16 protein-coding genes and 3 pseudogenes are annotated in these 19,379 nt (G+C 33.3%); 13 read left to right on the top strand and 6 right to left on the bottom strand.

Annotated elements, in window-relative coordinates; all coding sequences use genetic code 11:
• Positions 1-55: 55 nt before the first annotated feature.
• The 4 genes from AB3210_RS02270 to AB3210_RS02255 all read right to left on the bottom strand — a co-directional run bounded on the left by AB3210_RS02270 (position 56) and on the right by AB3210_RS02255 (position 3,313).
• A complete protein-coding gene (locus AB3210_RS02270) occupies positions 56-784 on the bottom strand; it encodes a transposase (protein ID WP_230609056.1) in 729 nt (242 codons plus the stop codon).
• Between the two features lie 40 nt (positions 785-824).
• The gene (locus AB3210_RS02265) at positions 825-1,007 is read right to left on the bottom strand and encodes a hypothetical protein (RefSeq protein WP_230609058.1); all 183 of its coding nucleotides are present in this window, start codon (positions 1,005-1,007) and stop codon (positions 825-827) included.
• A 96-nt stretch (positions 1,008-1,103) separates the two neighbouring features.
• Positions 1,104-1,496, bottom strand: a complete 393-nt coding sequence (locus tag AB3210_RS02260) for a hypothetical protein (RefSeq protein WP_230609060.1) — start codon at positions 1,494-1,496, stop codon at positions 1,104-1,106.
• Between the two features lie 47 nt (positions 1,497-1,543).
• The gene (locus AB3210_RS02255; RefSeq protein WP_353281278.1) at positions 1,544-3,313 is read right to left on the bottom strand and encodes an SET domain-containing protein; all 1,770 of its coding nucleotides are present in this window, start codon (positions 3,311-3,313) and stop codon (positions 1,544-1,546) included.
• 67 nt (positions 3,314-3,380) lie between these two features.
• Here AB3210_RS02255 and AB3210_RS02250 point away from each other — a divergent pair, with 67 nt between their 5' ends.
• From AB3210_RS02250 to AB3210_RS02225, 6 genes and pseudogenes are all read left to right on the top strand, one after another.
• The gene (locus AB3210_RS02250; RefSeq protein WP_230609065.1) at positions 3,381-3,557 is read left to right on the top strand and encodes a hypothetical protein; all 177 of its coding nucleotides are present in this window, start codon (positions 3,381-3,383) and stop codon (positions 3,555-3,557) included.
• Between the two features lie 96 nt (positions 3,558-3,653).
• A complete protein-coding gene (locus tag AB3210_RS02245; RefSeq protein WP_230609067.1) occupies positions 3,654-4,310 on the top strand; it encodes a transposase in 657 nt (218 codons plus the stop codon).
• A 33-nt stretch (positions 4,311-4,343) separates the two neighbouring features.
• Positions 4,344-4,814, top strand: a pseudogene (locus AB3210_RS02240) (transposase); the annotation flags it as partial.
• Between the two features lie 185 nt (positions 4,815-4,999).
• Complete coding sequence (locus AB3210_RS02235) at positions 5,000-8,323, top strand: cytoplasmic incompatibility factor CifB (RefSeq protein WP_264690038.1); 3,324 nt, start codon at positions 5,000-5,002, stop codon at positions 8,321-8,323.
• Positions 8,324-8,937: 614 nt separating this feature from the next.
• The gene (locus AB3210_RS02230; RefSeq protein WP_367363648.1) at positions 8,938-9,135 is read left to right on the top strand and encodes a hypothetical protein; all 198 of its coding nucleotides are present in this window, start codon (positions 8,938-8,940) and stop codon (positions 9,133-9,135) included.
• 79 nt (positions 9,136-9,214) lie between these two features.
• The gene (locus AB3210_RS02225) at positions 9,215-11,449 is read left to right on the top strand and encodes a hypothetical protein (RefSeq protein WP_264336144.1); all 2,235 of its coding nucleotides are present in this window, start codon (positions 9,215-9,217) and stop codon (positions 11,447-11,449) included.
• Positions 11,450-11,641: 192 nt separating this feature from the next.
• Here the strand turns inward: AB3210_RS02225 and AB3210_RS02220 are convergent.
• Positions 11,642-12,500: pseudogene (locus AB3210_RS02220) on the bottom strand (IS256 family transposase); the annotation flags it as partial.
• An 80-nt stretch (positions 12,501-12,580) separates the two neighbouring features.
• Between AB3210_RS02220 and AB3210_RS02215 the strand changes: the two are divergent.
• Positions 12,581-13,705: pseudogene (locus AB3210_RS02215) on the top strand (IS4 family transposase); the annotation flags it as partial.
• Positions 13,706-13,759: 54 nt separating this feature from the next.
• Here the strand turns inward: AB3210_RS02215 and AB3210_RS02210 are convergent.
• Positions 13,760-14,740, bottom strand: a complete 981-nt coding sequence (locus AB3210_RS02210; RefSeq protein WP_019078870.1) for an IS481 family transposase — start codon at positions 14,738-14,740, stop codon at positions 13,760-13,762.
• Positions 14,741-14,874: 134 nt separating this feature from the next.
• Here AB3210_RS02210 and AB3210_RS02205 point away from each other — a divergent pair, with 134 nt between their 5' ends.
• From AB3210_RS02205 to AB3210_RS02180, 6 genes are all read left to right on the top strand, one after another.
• Positions 14,875-15,129 (top strand): PAAR domain-containing protein, encoded by a 255-nt coding sequence (locus tag AB3210_RS02205; protein WP_230609252.1) that lies wholly within the window; start codon positions 14,875-14,877, stop codon positions 15,127-15,129.
• Between the two features lie 37 nt (positions 15,130-15,166).
• A complete protein-coding gene (locus AB3210_RS02200) occupies positions 15,167-16,204 on the top strand; it encodes a YhcG family protein (RefSeq protein WP_264336166.1) in 1,038 nt (345 codons plus the stop codon).
• Positions 16,205-16,211: 7 nt separating this feature from the next.
• The gene (locus AB3210_RS02195) at positions 16,212-16,547 is read left to right on the top strand and encodes a GPW/gp25 family protein (protein WP_096097272.1); all 336 of its coding nucleotides are present in this window, start codon (positions 16,212-16,214) and stop codon (positions 16,545-16,547) included.
• A 2-nt stretch (positions 16,548-16,549) separates the two neighbouring features.
• On the top strand, positions 16,550-17,341 hold the full coding sequence (locus AB3210_RS02190; RefSeq protein WP_230609256.1) for a baseplate J/gp47 family protein: 792 nt from the start codon (positions 16,550-16,552) through the stop codon (positions 17,339-17,341).
• A 162-nt stretch (positions 17,342-17,503) separates the two neighbouring features.
• Positions 17,504-18,253: a hypothetical protein gene (locus AB3210_RS02185; protein ID WP_230609257.1), complete on the top strand. Its 750-nt coding sequence runs from the start codon at positions 17,504-17,506 to the stop codon at positions 18,251-18,253.
• A gap of 104 nt (positions 18,254-18,357) precedes the next feature.
• Entirely contained in the window at positions 18,358-19,356 is a 999-nt protein-coding gene (locus AB3210_RS02180) for a phage tail protein (RefSeq protein WP_230609259.1), read from the top strand.
• Positions 19,357-19,379: the final 23 nt, after the last annotated feature.

Genomic DNA, 19,379 nt, shown 5'->3' with positions numbered 1-19,379 from the left:
AGATCCAGTATGGCTTTGTTGCATAGCACTGATAGGCATGTAAATCACAGTGAATTCACGCAGCTAATTTAAATTTAGCCATACCTATATCAGTAAATTTGTTCAATAAGTAGCACTTAATTAACAGCTCTTTTTCACGATTTACCTCTGATTTATTTTTCAAGCCAAACCCAAATATTTGCTTCAACCTATAGAAAAAGACTTCAATATAAGACCGTGCTCCATACTTAACTTTTTTCTTCCATTCATTAATACCATCTTCATAATTCTCATATGACCTAATTCTACTAATATACTTGTTTCTTTCTGATAAGTAGTCAGCTAAACAAATTTTAGTATCCTTCCTAGGGCGAATAATAGGCACAATATTGTATTTTCTGCATTCTTTATACACACTTTTTATATCATAAGCCGCATCTGCTCGAATAGAACAAATGTTATATTTATCACTGACTTCTTCTAACATATCGCAGACCGGCAAATAGTCTACAGCAACACCACTAGTGTAGTTCATGCTTATTGCTTTCTTATCATTTATGTTTAAAACAACATGTAATTTTCTTACTTGACCATAACCACTGTATTTTCTTTTTCGAATATTAAGCTTACTATGCCCACCGTTATTATTGTAGATACTAACTCTAGTGCTATCTACGGCAATTTCAACATTTTCCAGATCGTCTTTATTGCTTCTATGGTCATCAATCTTCAAATTAAGCTTTTTAAATCTTCTGGAAGCTTGTGTATAGCTGATAATCTTAAGTTTTTTGCCTATTTGTACCATATAACCTTTTACAAAACCTACAGCTTGTCTCAAGCCAATTCTAAAAAGATATGTGTATTAAAATTACAACTTTATCACTATAAGTGTTATTGCCACCTGCAACTTTTGGACTATTTTCATACCAATTTTCTATGGCTTGATTAACAAAATGAAAAACATTTCCTCTTTTTTTGAGAAACTCGTTATATTCTCTTTGGTTACTTACTCTCATTTTTTGTGGCATAAGTTGTACTTGTTTGAAAAATGCCTGTTTTACAACAAAATGCGTTAGTAGCCATATATTAAAAAGCTTTTCTTTTTACAATAACCTCAACCAACACTAGCTATGCAACAAAGCCATGAAGGATAACGGGAAACTGTTAAGTCCGGTTTTGAAGCCGAGGGGGGAAAGGCAACTTTCTCTCCTTAGGTAACAGGACCCCACCTCAAGCTTGATCGCCTCGAGAACCCTATGCAACTTTCTTTCTCTGTATGCAACGCACACAAAATGTTCACCATTTTTTTTATCTGCTACTTTGAGAATTCTTGGAAGATCTCGCTTGTAAAAGAGTAACAAGGGTTCTAAAAAGCAATCAAGTCTTTTTTCTCTTAAAATATAACATAAAAAGTCCACTTCGTTGTCATACCCTTCGCTGTAAAAATCTGAACAAGCATCTGAATATTTACCATTTTCAAGATTGGACTTTATAGAACTTACTATACACGCTTTCATGATACAGATCTCAAAAAACACATACTGCCATTAGTACACACTATTAACTATTTGTAAAGTTTTTTTATGATAGCAGGATCAATATTAACATCGGTAAAATGACCCATCATACTATCAAACTCTTCCTTCTTTTTAACAGACATCTTATCTCGTATAGCACAATATTCATCTGTATCAAGCTTATCTTTTAGGTATTTGAAGGCTTGAATGGAATTCCATGGCTCCCCATCATAGTCACGTCCATGCCAATAACTAAGATTCTGAAGAGCGTAACTGAATATCAATAGCTTCTCTTTCCAGGAAATCTTGTTCTGAAAAAAATTTAATAAATTATCGACTTTGTTTTTATATTTTAAGCTGTCCACAGCATCTAAGTAACATGCACAGTGAGCAAAGACTTGCTTATACATCTCAATTATTTCATTATGATTAAGTTTATATTCACATTTCCTCAGCAAGCCTTCAATCTCCTCAGCTTGAATTACATCAACCTCAGCCTTAACATATTTATAATGTTCTCTTTTTATTTCACTTGCGGTTAAAGTTGCTTTTCGATTATTTTCTTCTTTTATACGTTTATTTTTACTATTGAAATTTTTATCGTAGAAATTAACACAAGGCAACTCAAAACTGAGCTTCTTAAGATCTATTTGCTTTACAACATTTTTCGAAAACTTATTTGGAAAATTGCCATTTAAAATTTTTGTTTGAAGATTAAGTAAAATTTTGTTTGCAGAATTTTTATCTTGAGGATCAGTAATAATGGTTAAGAGATCGCTCTTACAAATGTAATCAAATATGCTCAGACCTTGAGAGTCTGTTTCTTCCTCAATTAGATGTTTATAACCTCGAGGTGTAGAAGAGAGCACTTTTTCTGTTAAAAGTTTAAAAATTTCTTTTTTTGTATTATTCTCTGCAGTGCCTAAAATTGTAAAAATCAGCGAGTTATGCCCTCCATGTAGCGTATTGCGTAAAGGATCAGCATTGTGTTTCAATAAGTACTTCACCTCCTTTATAAGTCCTTTATAGCAAGCAAACATTAAAGGTGTAACTTGTTGTTGAATGGAAGAATATTTCTTATTTTTTAAAAAATAACATGGCAAATCAACCTCTTCTTCGTTTACTTCGCCTTTATTGAATTCAGTTTGAAGTTTTGGGAAAAGCACTTGTTTATGCAATTTGATTAAATAAATCTCATCACAATCATCGAAGTCGAAAATTTTCTTCATACTGCTTAATGGAACTGTGTCTTTCGTTATCTTCAATAGTTCATATCCCTTATTAGCAGCCACTTTTTCCTCATATGAAAGATCATTATCAGTTGGATGTAAATAAACGATATTGATGTCAAATACGTAAGAACCACCGTAGTCAATGAGCAGCTGCTCACCTTCTTTAATATTTTTTAGCACTTGAATAGCCCTACCATCATTGCTTTCTGCAAAATAACAGTTACAAGAAAAGCTTGAATGATTTAAGAAACGTGTCCAGTTAAAAATACACGTTGCGTCTAATTGTTGATTTTTATTCATAATCATCAAAAATTTTCTATCAACAACTTCACCAGACTTAACATTTTTCCCTTTGTAATAACCAATAACATCACCTTTTTTAATATACTGCCGAGCGTACACGCCAAGGTTGTACTTACCCTCAATCGCAGCAACTTCTGCAATCCTAAGTTTAATCGGGTTATTGCTTTCTTCTTTTTTATCCTTTAAATACTGACACTCACCTTTACCTTGCTGCCTACTTACATATTTCAGGAACTTTTTTTCTTCTCCTTTTTCAAAGGGGATACTAACACTAAACTTCATCTGACAAAACTTATTATAAAAAAGTTATTTTAATAGCTTAAGGAGAAATATAATACAAAAAAAGGAAGTGATTACCAATTTTTGTTATTGGAGAGAATATAACGAGTTTCTCAAAAAAAGAGGAAATGTTTTTCATTTTGTTAATCAAGCCATAGAAAATTGGTATGAAAATAGTCCAAAAGTTGCAGGTGGCAATAACACTTATAGTGATAAAGTTGTAATTTTAATACACATATCTTTTTAGAATTGGCTTGAGACAAGCTGTAGGTTTTGTAAAATAGGCAAAAAACTTAAGATTATCAGCTATACACAAGCTTCCAGAAGATTTAAAAAGCTTAATTTGAAGATTGATGACCATAGAAGCAATAAAGACGATCTGGAAAATGTTGAAATTGCCGTAGATAGCACTAGAGTTAGTATCTACAATAATAACGGTGGGCATAGTAAGCTTAATATTCGAAAAAGAAAATACAGTGGTTATGGTCAAGTAAGAAAATTACATGTTGTTTTAAACATAAATGATAAGAAAGCAATAAGCATGAACTACACTAGTGGTGTTGCTGTAGACTATTTGCCGGTCTGCGATATGTTAGAAGAAGTCAGTGATAAATATAACATTTGTTCTATTCGAGCAGATGCGGCTTATGATATAAAAAGTGTGTATAAAGAATGCAGAAAATACAATATTGTGCCTATTATTCGCCCTAGGAAGGATACTAAAATTTGTTTAGCTGACTACTTATCAGAAAGAAACAAGTATATTAGTAGAATTAGGTCATATGAGAATTATGAAGATGGTATTAATGAATGGAAGAAAAAAGTTAAGTATGGAGCACGGTCTTATATTGAAGTCTTTTTCTATAGGTTGAAGCAAATATTTGGGTTTGGCTTGAAAAATAAATCAGAGGTAAATCGTGAAAAAGAGCTGTTAATTAAGTGCTACTTATTGAACAAATTTACTGATATAGGTATGGCTAAATTTAAATTAGCTGCGTAAATTCACTGTGATTTACATGCCTATCAGTGCTATGCAGAAGTGCAGGTGTGTATAGTGCATCAGATACGTAACTCACTGAAGTATGTAGCTAGTAAAGATGCAAAGAGTTTTTTGAGTGATTTAAAGAAGGTGTATCAAGCTTCAAGTAAGGAAATTGCCGAGAATTATCTGTTGGAATTAGATGAAAAATGGGGCACAAAGTACCCTATGGTTATAAAATCTTGGCAGAATAATTGGGAAAACCTATCTGGTTATTTTAAGTATTCCGACCCAGTTAGGAGGATAATCTATACTACTAATCCCATAGAGGGGCTACATAGGCAAATTAGGAAATTCACCAAAACCAAGGGCTCATTTACTAGCATAAATGCCTTGTATAAACAGGTATATTGTGCTATAAAGAAAGCGGAGGAGAAATGGACTATGCCTGTACATGATTGGGCATTGACTATATCTCAGCTCGACATTTTCTTTCCCAACAGATTGAAAATTGAGTTGAGCTAAAAATGCGGTTTGACACAGTTTATTTAATACTCTCGGTAATGAGCCAGAGCCCGAGCTTGAATTTCCTGGTGTGATTTCTTCTGGTTCTCGTAAGAGGAAAAGGGCCTTTACGCTGAGTGTTAATTAAGTAGTTCACCCATTGGTGTAAGTGATTTTTCTCGTTGTAGCAAATAGGGAGATGTTTTGTGTCTTTAATTAGAAGTTTAGTTGATGGAAATCTTGAAGCTTTTAGACAAGAATTTGAATCTTTTTTAGATCGTTGTTCATCTTTCTCGCATCATGTGGGTTCAGGTCGTTTCCTTCCTGTATTCTTTTTTAGTATGTTTGCTACTGCACATGATGCTAATATCTTAAAAGCAAATGAGAGAGTGTATTTTCGTTTTGATAATCATGGTATTGATACAGGTGGTAGAAATAGAAATACAGGGAACCTAAAAGTCGCTGTTTATCGTGACGGACAGCAAGTTGTCAGATGTTACAGTATTTCTGATCGTCCTAATAGTGATGGGTTAAGGTTCAGTACAAGGGAGAGAAATGCTCTAGTGCAAGAGATTAGACAGCAAAATCCAAATTTAAGGAAAAAAGACTTAATTTTTGAGCAATACAAAGTATACATGCATGGAAAGGGCAAGAGTCAGGGAAAGGCAATTGCAAAAGTATTCGGGGTGATTAGTGAAAGAGATAGATTTGCTAAATATTCAGCGTCTGAGGTTAGCCTTCTGAGGCATATAGAACGTAATAGGCTTAGGGAGATTAATGTGCGTGTGCCACGCAGTGTGTTGACAGTTAAGGAAATAGCAGGAATACAACTTAATCAAAATCAGCTCAGACAACTTGATAGATCAGTCAATTTTGCACAGGTAGTACAAAGTCAACAAGGGACTGACAACTTTATGGAAATACTAGCAAACAACCAAAAACAAAATGTAGAACGTAGAATGCGCGAGGAAGTTTTGCCATACATCACTCACATCTATGGTAATTACAGACAAGCGCTAAAAAATAATATTAAAAATCGCAATCAAAAATTTGAGAGTCACGGGTTTTTATTAGGTTTTTTAGTAAATTTTAGTCATCGCTACAAAATAGATATCGACCTTGAATTGTCTATTGGAAATTCACACGTTGCTTTTCTTGTACATCATCAAGCAGAGAGAAAAAATATTTTTATTTTTAATATTACTAGATGTAAGGCACCGTCAGATGTTGCATTAAACCGTGCCATAGGCTACGCTGAAAGGTTATACGATTCTTCATTTATACCTACATCAAAGCATACTGTTTGTGTTGGATTGAATTTTAATGTAAATCTAGATCCTTTTAGTGTTGATACAGTAGAACTTCAACAGGATAAATTTCCTTTAGTACAAAGATTATTTGAGTGTGTAGAGAATGAAGGCATTAGAGAAAATGTTAGAGATTTCTTACTTGAACATCTTCCTGCTGAAATACCAAGAAATGCAGAGAATTATAATAGAATATTTGATTGCATAATTGGGTTCGCTTCTGGAAATAGTGTTTTTGATAGGCACCATTTACAACTCGAAGGGGGAGGGGAAGCACCTGTAACAAAGTATACATTTAGACATGGTGATGAGGGTTTAAGATGTTTAACTATGGTCTTTCATGCTGAAGGTTCTGATATAGTTATACTTCATATTAGAGCTCACGATGCACGACAACAAGGAGCAATCAATTTACAAGATCTTAATATGAATGGGAATAATGTTCATGTATGGGAAGTTTCATACACACTTAATAATCAACTTTACTTTAATATTCATACAGGTAACCTTGGTTTATATCACAATTACCAAAATAATAATGCAAATAATTTTATTGGTGGTAATCTTGTGAAAGTCCCTAATGCTGGAAATGTGTATAATGCCTTAGATCAAGTTTTAAATGATGGCTGGCGAGATAAAGCTCAGTATCAAGAATTACTTAGAAACATTTCTGCAGTATTAATGCCAGAAAATATGAATGGTAATGCAATAATAGATGTAGATAGCGAGGACAAGTTTCGGTCTATATTGTATGGTGTGTTTTATAATTGTGACGATATTTGTAAAGTAGTTTCTAGGTACAAGATAAGTCAAATATGTATTTCCGATATAAGAATGGTAGGAAAAATAGTGGAGCGAGTAAATACAAGAGTTGCAGAGCATAGATTAGATCTCCTAGTATCAAGGCAACCTACAGAGAATGATTCAGATGTTCACTCAATTGGATTTATATTAGGATTTGCTAATGATCAAAGCGTAGTAGCACAACAGAAAAGTAATGCAAAACAGAAGATGCGTAAATTTACGAATGAAGTGAAAGAACGTAGGTTACTTTCTACTTGTGGAAGTATGATTTTATCTTATGCTGTATTTAATAGAGGTGCACAGGGAGCAGAGGACCTTATATTTTCACATAGAAATAAACTTGACTCCAGTCGTGCTTCAGGACCCGGTGGAAGGACAGAAAGAATTGTAAGGCTAGAAGATGATATTTTACCCCTAGTAAATCTGCATATTCAAGATAATATAATGGGTCTTAATTCGATAGAAAATGTGCATGATATACTCACACTAGACTTTGCAACAGATAATCGTTACTATCATTATTGGCTTCAAGAAAGGGATATACGTTCTGCTGCAAGGACAACACTATATAACTTACAGCCTGTTCTGCATAATAATGTGCTCTTTGCCACACTACCTATAGGGTGGGTAAATGATCATTTGCAAAAGTTGCAAAATCATATTAGCAATAAAGAAATGCAAAACAATGAAATATTGATATCAAATTTGATTGTTAATATAGATGGCAGCCATTGGGCTACATTAACTATTGCCTTTCAAAATAGGAAGTATTATGGGTATTATGCTAGTTCAATTGGTGGTAACGTTCCGGATAAGCTAAACAATCTTATAGTAAATGGTGCTCCTGTTCCAGTCCATAATGTTCTTGCTGACCAGCAAGACAATGCGTTAGTACAGCAGAGAGATGGCCATAATTGCGGTATCTGGGCATTAGAAAACGCCAGAGATATTAGTCAAGCTTTACAACGAAATGGTGATCTTGGAGAACAAGGTAGAGGTGTGTTAGATGAAATGCGTGATCTTCTTACGTTAAATGTTCCAGGCCTGGATAATATAGTTGATCCAGACAATCTTAGAAATGGACAATACTTTCAAGAGCGGAGAAGAGCAATCTCAAGAGAATTTCAAAACATTGATAATATTCACCAATTTCCTGAGGAGGAGCATTTACTCAATAGAAGGGTTGTTATATCATGTCAAAGGCTAAATGAAATTCGTCAATTACTATTAAGTTTTTTAGAGCGCCAATATCCAACGCATGGGGTATGGCACCAGCAACCACAAGGAGGGAAAGGACCACCTATGTCACTTACTGTTAGTGATATAGGCAATTTTGGTAACCCACAATCTACCTTAGAAGATCCTAAAGCTAGTAATATCTCTGATCTTAGCAAAGGTAAAAGTGGCAGGCAGAGGTAACCGGTTGTGAAGGGAGTGTAAAAAAAACTTACATATCAAGTTATTTGAAGGAAAATCTTAAATGAGCAGCCGTTAACTTTACAGTATATAGTGTTAATAAATTTAAATAATATAACCATTTCCGGCGCTCAAAATCAGCAGTGTGAGAAGAGTTTGTTTTGGAATGAATTGGTCTACCAAACGATACATACGAACTTTTTAATATAGTGATTTTGCTATACGCTAAAATCAGCTATAATGGCTTACTTTCACTAGGCTTACATACGAACCAATTTGCCTAAGCTTATGGAAATAATTTAAATCTTCTATTTTTAGAATTTTATTTTTACGCAACGTGTTCTCACAAATATACGATCTTTTTATGTTTTTTGGAGGAAGTAAATAATTCAATTCCTTATAACACTAATTAGTATGGTCTTTTCATTAAATTTATCCTTTCAAAAAGACTATGCTTTATTCACCTGCTTTAATGGTATTATAATATTTTACACCTAAACCTACTCTATAAAAATTCACAATACGAATTAGTAAATAGATTATATTCAAATTGATTGTATTTATTATATATAGCGCATACAATATATTACTTGTTTATTTTAGTAGGGGGTATAGGTATGTTTAGTTTTAAGCAGGTAGTACAATATAATTTATTTGGTAGTAACGACCTTGAAGGCAATTCATCTTGTGAATTTGAAGATTTTCCTGAAGAGGTATTTGAGATTAGCAATGAAGAAAATCAAGCAATAGATAGTTTGAAAAGTAAAATAGAAAATCTACAACAAGAAAATTTTGATCTTAAAAAAAATGTATAGATTATATTCAAATTGATTGTATTTATTATATATAGCGCATACAATATATTACTTGTTTATTTTAGTAGGGGGTATAGGTATGTTTAGTTTTAAGCAGGTAGTACAATATAATTTATTTGGTAGTAACGACCTTGAAGGCAATTCATCTTGTGAATTTGAAGATTTTCCTGAAGAGGTATTTGAGATTAGCAATGAAGAAAATCAAGCAATAGATAGTTTGAAAAGTAAAATAGAAAATCTACAACAAGAAAATTTTGATCTTAAAAAAAATGTAGAGTTACAAAAACACTATAAGAAAAGAGTAGAAGAGTATTACGAAGAAGTAAGTGAACTTACCAGAGAAATGCAAACCCTAGAAGGGAAAATTAAAAGGCTTGAAGTTGAATTACAAAGAAGGACGAGAAATTTAACTGAAAATGATCAAGACATCGAACAGCTAAAACAGAAAGTAGAAATATTATTATTAGAAACTCAGAACAAAAGTGATATAATTAAGAACTTAAATAATCAATTAAAAGAGGCAAAGAATGAAATTCAGTTAACAGACAAAATAAATGAAGAATTACAGCAAAAACTGGTTTTGACTGAAGATGAGTTAAATAGAGTAAGAAAAGAAAGTACAGTGCTGATAAACAGTATAGAGGATTTGAAAGGTGATTATGAAAATCAGATATTAGAAAAAGAGAAGGAGCTTAATGATGTAAGAGATCAATTTTGTATTTATTTATCAGAGTATAAAGAACTATTTGCAGAATTCAATAGACTGCAGAAGGAAAACGAAAGTTTAAAACAGAAAAATTTCTATATTAGTAATGAAGTGTCTCTTGCAGATGAAATAAACAAAGAAAACGTAAGAGAAGAAATAGCAAAGCTTCAGTTTGTACCTGAAGTGAAAATTAAACATATTATTGATAATAATGACCAAGAATCAACCTTACCAGATAGAGAAGCAGAAAATTATCGAACAAGTGAAGATAAAAACCTTGAAAATACTGATTTCGAGATTGGAGTATGGAATGAAGCTGACGATGAAAGTAGCGATGACCAGAAATCAACCTGGCTATATGGAAAAACAGAAAATTGCCGAACAAGTGAAGATGAAAACCTTGAAAATAATGATTTCCCAATTGAAGTATGGAACGAAACGGATAGTGAAAGTGACAATGTTAGCCCTTGCCCTGATTATGATGAAAGTTTTGGTAGGCGTTACAGTCAACTATTCTATGATGAAGCCATAATTCATAAAGAAAAAGATACTTTTGTTTTAATTCGTCAAAAAGATTCTTTTTCTTTAGCGAAAGTAAAACCGAATACAAGAGAAGAAGAAAAGTATGAAAGTATTTGGCAAAAAATAAATAAGATCCATGATTATCTGGACACTTTAGGTTACTCTGGTAGCGAAGAAGATTATGAGGAGTGCGAAAAAGAACTTGATAAAGTTATAAACGAAGCACTGAAACAAGGAATAATGTTCACTTTTCCATATAAATCTGATATGTCCTTGATAGATCGTATAGCTGACACATTCCCAAAGCTATATTTATCTGCTGACACTACTCGAATTTATGAGTTTTTACACAAGAAAAAAATATTTCAGATAATATCAGAAGGTGCATCTTTAAACAGATTTAGCGATGAAGAGCATGGAGATGTAGTAAACGTAATTTGTTCAGATAAAGATACCTTAGGTCAGCGAAAAGCAAACCTTTCAAAGCTGAAGGAGTTAGCACTTGAAAGTATTATAAGTAAAAATGAGCAAATTGATAAACATGACTTTGAACTAGAAATAGATAATGGATATTTTTGTATAGATTACCCACAAAATAGTACTATTGAAGTTGCAAAGATATTCAATAATCAAAAAGCTAAAGATTTAAATCTAAACATTGGTGTACTTCAAGTTGGAAAAAGTATAATTAGAGTTGAAAATATAGGAGGAAGTAGAAATTACACAGACGTATCAGGAGATAGCATTAGAATGTCTTTTACTACCGAAGTAGGAGAAATCAGTATTCATCTATGTCCTAGTGAGAAAGATAGTAATAAAATAGAGGTGAGGCTTGTCGATGAAGTAAGATTTAACAAGTTAGAGAATAAATCAAGTTTAGGGCAGAGTTGTCTGTTAGGGGGAAAAAGTGTTTTGACAGCTATAGAAAATGGATATTTCGAAAGAAATAGTAGTGTTTTTAAAGAGTCAGGTAAGACTATTAAACAGTCAGAGTGTACAATGGAAAATCCATCTAGCTTTCTAGAGGGGGTGAATAAAAATCAATTACTCAGAGTAAATGCAAGAGCTTATGGTCGGGGATTATGATAGTTGCTGTACATTGTAGATATAAAAATAAGGGGGATGAAGATGCGTTTTAATTTAGAGCCGGGAGGTGCTTTTTGTGATGGTAAAAATAAGCTTGTAACTGTTAAAATAAATGATGAAGAAAAGATTAATTTATCTGTAATAGTTTAGACTTAATCGGGAATGTTCAAAAAAGCGTGTCAAGCCGCATTTTTAGTTCAACTCAATTTTCAATCTGTTGGGAAAGAAGATGTCAAGTTGAGACATAGTTAAAGCCCAATTAGGGAGAGCCATAATCCACTTTTGCTCCACTTTTTTTATAGCACAATATACCAACTTATACAAGGCATTTGTACTGGTAAATGAGCCCTTGGTTTTAATGAATTTCCTGATTCATCTATGCAACCCCTCAATTGGATTGGTGGTATAAATTAGCCTTCTAACAGGGCCAGAATACTTAAAATAACCAGACAAATTTTCCCAATTGTTTTGCCACGATTTTATGACCAAAGGATATTTTTCACCCCATTTTTCTTCCAGCTCAAGCAAATAATTTTCAGCGATTTCTTTACTTGAAGCACGATATATTTTTTTCAAATCATTCATGAAAATTTTCACATCTTTGCTGGATACATATTTCAATGAATTTCTTATCTGATGCACTATACATATTTGTACTTCTGCTTTGGGAAATACACTATTTATAGCCGCAGGAAAACTTTTTAGACCATCAACACATGCAATCAGAATATCCTCTACCCCTCTCTCTTTTAGGTCATTTAACACTCCTAACCAGAACTTCACTTTCGGCTAAATAAAAGCCTAGTACTTCTTTTCTGCCATTTTGATCTATGCCTAATATATTATACATGCATTTACTTACGCAATGCCCGTCCTCCTTGACTTTGAAAAACATGCCATCCATGAATACTATTGGATATACAGATTGCAGTGGACGACTGCGCCATTCATTGATTAACGGCAGTAATTTGTCGGTGATATTGGATATTTCTGCTGCAGATATTTTGTGGTCATACATCTCCTCTACATGCGATGCTATGTCCCTATACCCTTACTATTACCCACAAATGTAAATGGACTTATAAATAAAGGATTAGAATATTAAAGTTTGTGAATATTGAGGGTATAAAAATGGCAAACAAGGGTAATGAATGGGCTAGAAATGAATTGGGGGATGCTGCACTTGGAGATAAAAGACTGACAGATCGATTAGTAAATATTGCTGATAGTTTAATAAGTTTACCTGAAAGTTCAATCAATCAAGCATGTGGAAGTTGGTCAGAAGCAAAAGCAGCTTATCGTTTTTTTCAAAATGAGAATGTAAAAGGAAGTGATATCTTAACATCGCATATTGCAAAAACTGTTGAAAGAACAAAAACTCATAAAAGGATTCTTGTGATTCAGGATACAAGTTGCATTTCATATATGGGACATGAAAAAATAAGAGGATTGGCAGTTGTTTCAAAAAAACAAAGTAAAGGTATTATGATGCACACAGCTTTTGCGATTAGTACAGAAGGCTTGACATTAGGAATACTAGACCAAAAGCTTTACTCGAGACCATCTATATCTAAAGAAGACCAAGAGCTAGAAAAAAGAAGACGTTGTAGAAACGTTAGTATTGAAGATAAAGAAAGCATAAAGTGGCTAGAAAGTTTAAAGAAAACAAATGAAATTATAGATTCAACTCAAACAGAAACTATAACGGTATGTGATAGAGAAGCAGATATTTATGATTTTTTTGAGCTTGCTTACCGTCTTAATTCAGCGGTTTTGATAAGAGCTTGTAGAAACCGAAACGTAAATAAAACATCTAGGTATTCTCGAGAAGAAAAATTATGGCAATTTATAGAAAGGGTTCCTTGTACTGGAAAAGTAGAAGTTGAAATTCCGGCTAGAGATAACAAGCCAAAAAGGATAGCATCTTTAGAAGTTAGATTTGGAAAATTTACTATGAACCCAGATAGAGGCAATATAAGATTAAGACATAAAGAAGAGCTACCTGACCTACCGCTCTATGTAGTTCAAGTTATTGAGAAAAATCCTCCTCCTGAATCAACACCACTAGAGTGGATGCTTTTAACGAATCTTTCAGTTAATACTTTTGATGAAGCTATTGAAAAAGTTAATTGGTATTGTCTTAGGTGGAAAATAGAAGTCTTACATAAAATTTTAAAATCTGGCCTTAAAGTTGAAGAATGTAGACTGGTAACAGCAGAAAGATTAATGCGATATCTAACAGTCATGAGTTGTGTGATTCATATAGGTCATAACAACTGATTTGTCAGATTAAGTCTGAATTTTAAATAGTTAAGTAACGTTGTGTTTTTGAATTGACTTTAATCTTTGATCATGCTTGTAATTTTGCATGACAAAAGGCTCCTTTGACGGAATGTAATTTTTTTGCACTTCACTTAAACAAGGAATTGTACTTTCTAGCTCTTTATATTTTTCCCATGGAGTTTTCCCTTGAAGAGAGCTATGAGGACGTTGTCTATTATAATGGTTTTCCCAATCTCTGAGTTTAATTTGTAGGTCAGGATCCTTGATGTTAACACTACTGTAAAATTCATCTAAATCTGTACGCTGAGCTCTTTCCACTTTACCGTTTAAATGCGGGGAAAATGGCTTGATAGGACGAAATTTGATTTTCCATTTTTTCAAATATTCTTGCACCCCATAAGCAAAAAATTCCTGTCCTCTATCGGTTTGAATTCTTTGACAATGAAATGGCATTTTTTCTCTTAGTTGTTCAAGAAAATCTAGAGTGTTTTCTGCAGTACGTCTTGGGTACAATGTAACAACTTTATAACGTGTACAATCATCTATAGCGGTATACTGATAAAGTCCAGAAGCTATTTTGCATACATCCATCTGTATACGTTCTCCTGGTACTTTACAGTTGTAACGCTTTATTTGTTTGCGGTAATGACGTTTAATACGTAAAAGACTTACATCATATTTTTTGAAAACTTTGTGTATAGTAGCCAATGAAAAAGAGAGATCATGTAAACGTTTCAATTCAGTTTGAATACGTCTTGCTCCTAATTTTCTAGTTTTTCTTAAGTGGAGAATAAGTTGATCACTAGATATATTGGTTTTTTGTAAAGGTGAGGTTTTAGGCCTGCTACTAAGATTTTCTAATCCTTTTTCACCAAACTCCTTGTAACGTTTACACCATTTGCGTAAGGTAAAGCGTGAAATATTATAGTGCTGACATACTCTTCCTGCATGACCTAATTTTTTATATAGGTTTACCCAATTCAGGCGTAGCTTAACTTTAGAGTCCATTTACTTGCGGCTTTTATTGTTGATATACTTCCCACCATAATTGTAATAAGGTATATAAACTATCACAAGTACAAATTTCTATTTGATCTTACATTTTTATTGTAATAACCTATATGAATCACACACCTTAATTGATGAATAAATCGGTTGTGCGAGTAGGAGATTATTGTGCAGAAGCAACACTACATTTTTGCGTTAGTGGCAGTAACAATGTTTTTGTAAATGGTAAGCCAGTTTGCCGGAAAGGAGATAATTTTACAGAAGGTAGAGTATTAACTGAAGGATCAAAAACAGTGTTTGCAAATGGGTTTGGAGTGGGAAGAGTTGGGGATTCAGTATCTTGTGGTTTCAAGGTAATAAGTGGAAGTAATAATGTTTTTTCAGGATAAAAATAAACCATCTGTTATACTTACCAAAAGTAAGGTTATGAACATGGGTATAACTACTAGCCTATTAGGAGACATTAGTGATTTAATAGATAGAGCAAAGAATTATCTTTCTGTTCAATTCAACTCTACTCTAGTATTGTTAAACTGGGAAATTGGCTCCAGAATTGATCAAGATATCCTAAAGCACAAACGTGCAGATTATGGGAAGCAAATCATCTCTCAACTTGCAAAAGAACTTCAGATTAAATATGGACGTGGATTTGATAGAGCGTCATTATTTCGTATGGTACAATTTTCTAAATTCTTTCCTGATCAAGAGATTGTCGCGACACTGTCACAACAATTGAGTTGGTCACATTTTGTAGAAATTATTGCAATTTCTGATGAGCTGAAGCGTAATTATTATATAGAAATGTGTCGTATTGAAAGGTGGAGTGTTAGGGCACTACGTAGTAAAATCGATACTATGTTGTATGAACGTACAGCACTAGCAAAAAAACCTGAAGATTTCATAAGAAGGAGTATAAAAAATTTACGTGAAGAAAATATGTTAGCACCAGAATTCATTTTTCATGACCCATACTTCCTTAGCTTCATGGAATTGCCATCAAGTTATAGTGAGACTGATCTAGAAAATACAATCTTGGATGAATTGACAAAATTTTTACAAGAGTTTGGAAATGATTTTTGTTTTGTAACACGTCAAAAAAGGATGAGTACTAAAACAACTGACAGGTATTTGGACCTGCTATTTTTTCACAGAGGATTAAAACGCCTTATAGCAATAGAACTAAAAATAGGTCGCTTTGAACCAGCCTATAAAGGACAGATGGAATGGTATTTAAATTGGTTAGATAAAAATGAACGAAAAGCAGGTGAAGAAAAACCGTTAGGGATTATTTTATGTGCTGATAAGGATCAAGAGGATATAGAATATCTTGAACTCGAAGGCTCTAATATTCATGTTGCACAGTATTTAACACAGCTTCCTTCTAAAGAAATTCTTGAAAAGAAGTTGAGAAAGGCTATTTCTATAGCACGTGAAAAACATGCAAGTATTAAGTCAAATCCATGAAAAATATATGAAAGGAATGGATGCTAAAACAGGGAAAGAATTAGAGGGAATAGAGCACTTAAAGCAATCGATAATTGATATACTGACCACTCCTATTAACAGTAGAATAATGAGGAGAGATTATGGGTCAAGATTATTTGAATTGGTGGATAAGCCAATAAATAGAGATTTAACACTTGAGATATATGCAGCAACTGCAGAAGCTTTGGAAAAATGGGAGAGAAGGTTTAAATTAGAGAAAGTGAAGATAACAGAAGTAAAAGAAGGGAGAGTAACATTGAATTTAGAAGGTGTCTATCTTTCAGAAGGTAAGTTCATAAATATTAATGGAGTAGTTGTTTAAAAATGCAGCAGCCAAATATTATCGAACCACTGAACTTTGAGGAAATATTTTTCAGAATGAAAGAAGAGTTAGTGAGTCGGGATGCAAGCTTTACAGGATTGGTGGAAAGTGATCCAGCGATAAAGATTCTGGAGGTAGCAGCATGGCGAGAACTTTTGCTCAGACAAAGGATGAACGAAGCAGTAAAGAGTAATTTACTGAAATTTGCAAAGGGAGAAGATCTTGATAATTTGGCTGAATTTTATGGAGTAGAGAGAGAAAAAGAAGAAGAGGATGAAAGATTTAGAAAGAGGGTAAAAGCAAAAATAGCAGGTTGGTCAACAGGAGGAAGTAAGGAATATTATAAATATCATGCACTGTCAGCAGATAGTAGAGTAAAAGATGCACTAGTAGAATCACCTATACCAGGAAAAGTACAAATTTCAATCTTATCAACACAAACTGGCATATTGTCAGAAGAGCTACTAGAAATTGTAAAAAAGCAGGTTACTAGAGATGATATAAGGGTTTTAACAGATACAGTAACAGTAGTTGGTTGCAATATTACGGAAATAGATATTCACAGCAGAATGAGCATAAGTCCTGTGATATCAAAGGAGGAAATCAAGAAGCAGTTCATCAAGAAGTTTGAAGCAAGCAAAAGATTGGGATGGAATGTTACAAAATCTTGGATAATAGCAAATTTATTTGTAGAGGGTGTAGAAAACGTAGAATTAATCGAGCCAAGAGAGAATGTTATGGTGCTAGGTAATGAGTGTGCAGTTCTTAGTCATGTTAAATTAGAGGAAATATAGGATTTGAAACGTATTCTTTTACTAGCAAGCACTTTTAAGAAGTTCATAATATTTTTGAATATATTACATTAGCAGTAAATCAATTGACACGATATTACCTCAGATTATATTGTATGTGTGGAGGATACAAAACTTAAATAGGTAACATTAGGGGGTATTTTAATGGCACAGGAACAACAATCAAATGCAAACTTTTGCGGGGCTGTAGGCAGAGCACTACTTTTGCCATTACATGCAATAGTTTATGTGTTTAATCCATGTAATTGGTGTAATTCATCAGATAAGGTTAAAAGAGATGCAAGAGTTGCATTAAAAGAAGTGGTGGATGGCCATCCAAGGGTTTGTTTACACTCAGAAATGTTAAGAAGCAGTGCAGAGTTGGGCATGAAGATCTTGAAAGTTGGATCTGGATTTGTTGCGTTTTCAATACCCAGGTGCTTTTCAAGTAAACTGAAGCAGAAAGAAATTGACGATCTGCAAAGAGAACATCCCAACATCAAGCTTAGTAAGGAAGACAGAACAGCTATTATTGAGATTGATATTGTGGAAATTCAAAGAGGGTTGCATGGCAGAAAAGCTATTATTAACCAAATTGCAAGCAGGATATGTTCAGACCTAAAAGCATTGACACGAGCTGGCATTGAAAAAGTATCATATGGTGATATGAAGCTCATTTACAGTATTGCAAAAGCGTTGCATGATAGCCATAACTATACTAGAAGCGAGGAGAAAGAGATATTCACAAAATCTGATGGTGATATGATAATTTGCATTGCCAACAAAGGTATTGTATCTCTCGGTGGTAGAAATCATAGAATAGAAGATAATAAAAAAAACAGAGTATCTCTCAATGAGCCTGGAAGTAGTATGTCTAATGTAACGGCAAGCAGTTTTTACGTTAAGCAAATTTAGTAACAGATACACTTTTAATGAGGAAATTTCCGTACCAAGGTCAGAACTATCTCTTGTTTACTTATGTATCATATAAGCAAAAGAGTTAGAGCAAGAAAAAGCAAATGAAAAGTTTATTACCGCCAAACGCAACAAAGCAAGAAAAAGTGCTAGTAGAAGCAATCGACTACAAAGTTAATCCAAGTTGCATCAGGGAATTTAAATTTAGTCTTAAAGATGAAATACTGCCGTGGTTGATTGAGGAATATGAATTGGGGGAAATTCTACGTTGGATAAAGGATAAAAGAAAAGCCGTAGTAGAAGGAGTAAAATTTCAAAGACTGAGAGGAACTCCAGCATCACTCAAAATAGCACTAAAGTGGGCGAATATAGAAGATATTACAATTATTGAGGAGCCATCTGGCAAGCACTTTTTTGAATTACAGATAGGAATAAAAGATGTTCCAAATGACTTTTTTGTAGATGCAGTAGTAGAACTTGCAAAACTATCGTTACCAGCAAGATCGCGGCTAATGAGGATTTTCAATGATCACTATAACGTTGATAGGTTTATATTAGATGAAAGCTTTTTTGGAAATTTGTTATCGGATTACTCAGGGATAAAAATTGAAAAAGATGGACCAGTATTATCGTTTGGAAGAGTAAATTTTTTTTGGTTTAGTGGTACATCAATTAAGGTTATAGAGAGTTATCTACGTAACCATTATGAGCAAGCATTTAGTAATGACATATATCGCTTAGATGTAGCAGTACTTGGGGAAACAGAACCTCACACAAGGGATTATAAAGGCATTTATGAAAGAAATCATCAGTGGTACAATTTAAAAGCACTATATCCACTACCACAGAGCTTATTACCAGAAATAAAGTTTGCGAAAGCGCAAGTTATATTATCGGACAGTTGGAACTTAGGAGAAACAAATGCGTGCTTTCCGGTTGATAGCATAGAAGAAGAAGGAAATAAATTTGTATTGGGAAACGATAAACTTTCAGGGCAACGTTGGAATTTAAAACACAAGCCAATTTTAGAAAGGTTTAGCTGTGTGATTCATATAGGTTATTACAATAAAAATGTAAGATCAAATAGAAATTTGTACTTGTGATAGTTTATATACCTTATTACAAT

The organism is Wolbachia endosymbiont (group B) of Scrobipalpa ocellatella, from assembly GCF_964188425.1.
GTDB lineage: Bacteria > Pseudomonadota > Alphaproteobacteria > Rickettsiales > Anaplasmataceae > Wolbachia.
Note: the sequence above shows the minus strand (reverse complement) of the source record. Positions and strands in the feature narration are given on the sequence as shown.

Bases quoted from the DNA above. Each gene is read 5' to 3' on its own strand.
- AB3210_RS02270 (WP_230609056.1), bottom strand. From the start codon at position 784: ATGGTACAAATAGGCAAAAAACTTAAGATTATCAGCTATACACAAGCT.
- AB3210_RS02265 (WP_230609058.1), bottom strand. From the start codon at position 1,007: ATGCCACAAAAAATGAGAGTAAGTAACCAAAGAGAATATAACGAGTTT.
- AB3210_RS02260 (WP_230609060.1), bottom strand. From the start codon at position 1,496: ATGAAAGCGTGTATAGTAAGTTCTATAAAGTCCAATCTTGAAAATGGT.
- AB3210_RS02255 (WP_353281278.1), bottom strand. From the start codon at position 3,313: ATGAAGTTTAGTGTTAGTATCCCCTTTGAAAAAGGAGAAGAAAAAAAG.
- AB3210_RS02230 (WP_367363648.1), top strand. From the start codon at position 8,938: ATGTTTAGTTTTAAGCAGGTAGTACAATATAATTTATTTGGTAGTAAC.
- AB3210_RS02225 (WP_264336144.1), top strand. From the start codon at position 9,215: ATGTTTAGTTTTAAGCAGGTAGTACAATATAATTTATTTGGTAGTAAC.
- AB3210_RS02210 (WP_019078870.1), bottom strand. From the start codon at position 14,740: ATGGACTCTAAAGTTAAGCTACGCCTGAATTGGGTAAACCTATATAAA.
- AB3210_RS02205 (WP_230609252.1), top strand. From the start codon at position 14,875: ATGAATAAATCGGTTGTGCGAGTAGGAGATTATTGTGCAGAAGCAACA.
- AB3210_RS02200 (WP_264336166.1), top strand. From the start codon at position 15,167: ATGAACATGGGTATAACTACTAGCCTATTAGGAGACATTAGTGATTTA.
- AB3210_RS02195 (WP_096097272.1), top strand. From the start codon at position 16,212: ATGAAAGGAATGGATGCTAAAACAGGGAAAGAATTAGAGGGAATAGAG.
- AB3210_RS02190 (WP_230609256.1), top strand. From the start codon at position 16,550: ATGCAGCAGCCAAATATTATCGAACCACTGAACTTTGAGGAAATATTT.
- AB3210_RS02185 (WP_230609257.1), top strand. From the start codon at position 17,504: ATGGCACAGGAACAACAATCAAATGCAAACTTTTGCGGGGCTGTAGGC.
- AB3210_RS02180 (WP_230609259.1), top strand. From the start codon at position 18,358: ATGAAAAGTTTATTACCGCCAAACGCAACAAAGCAAGAAAAAGTGCTA.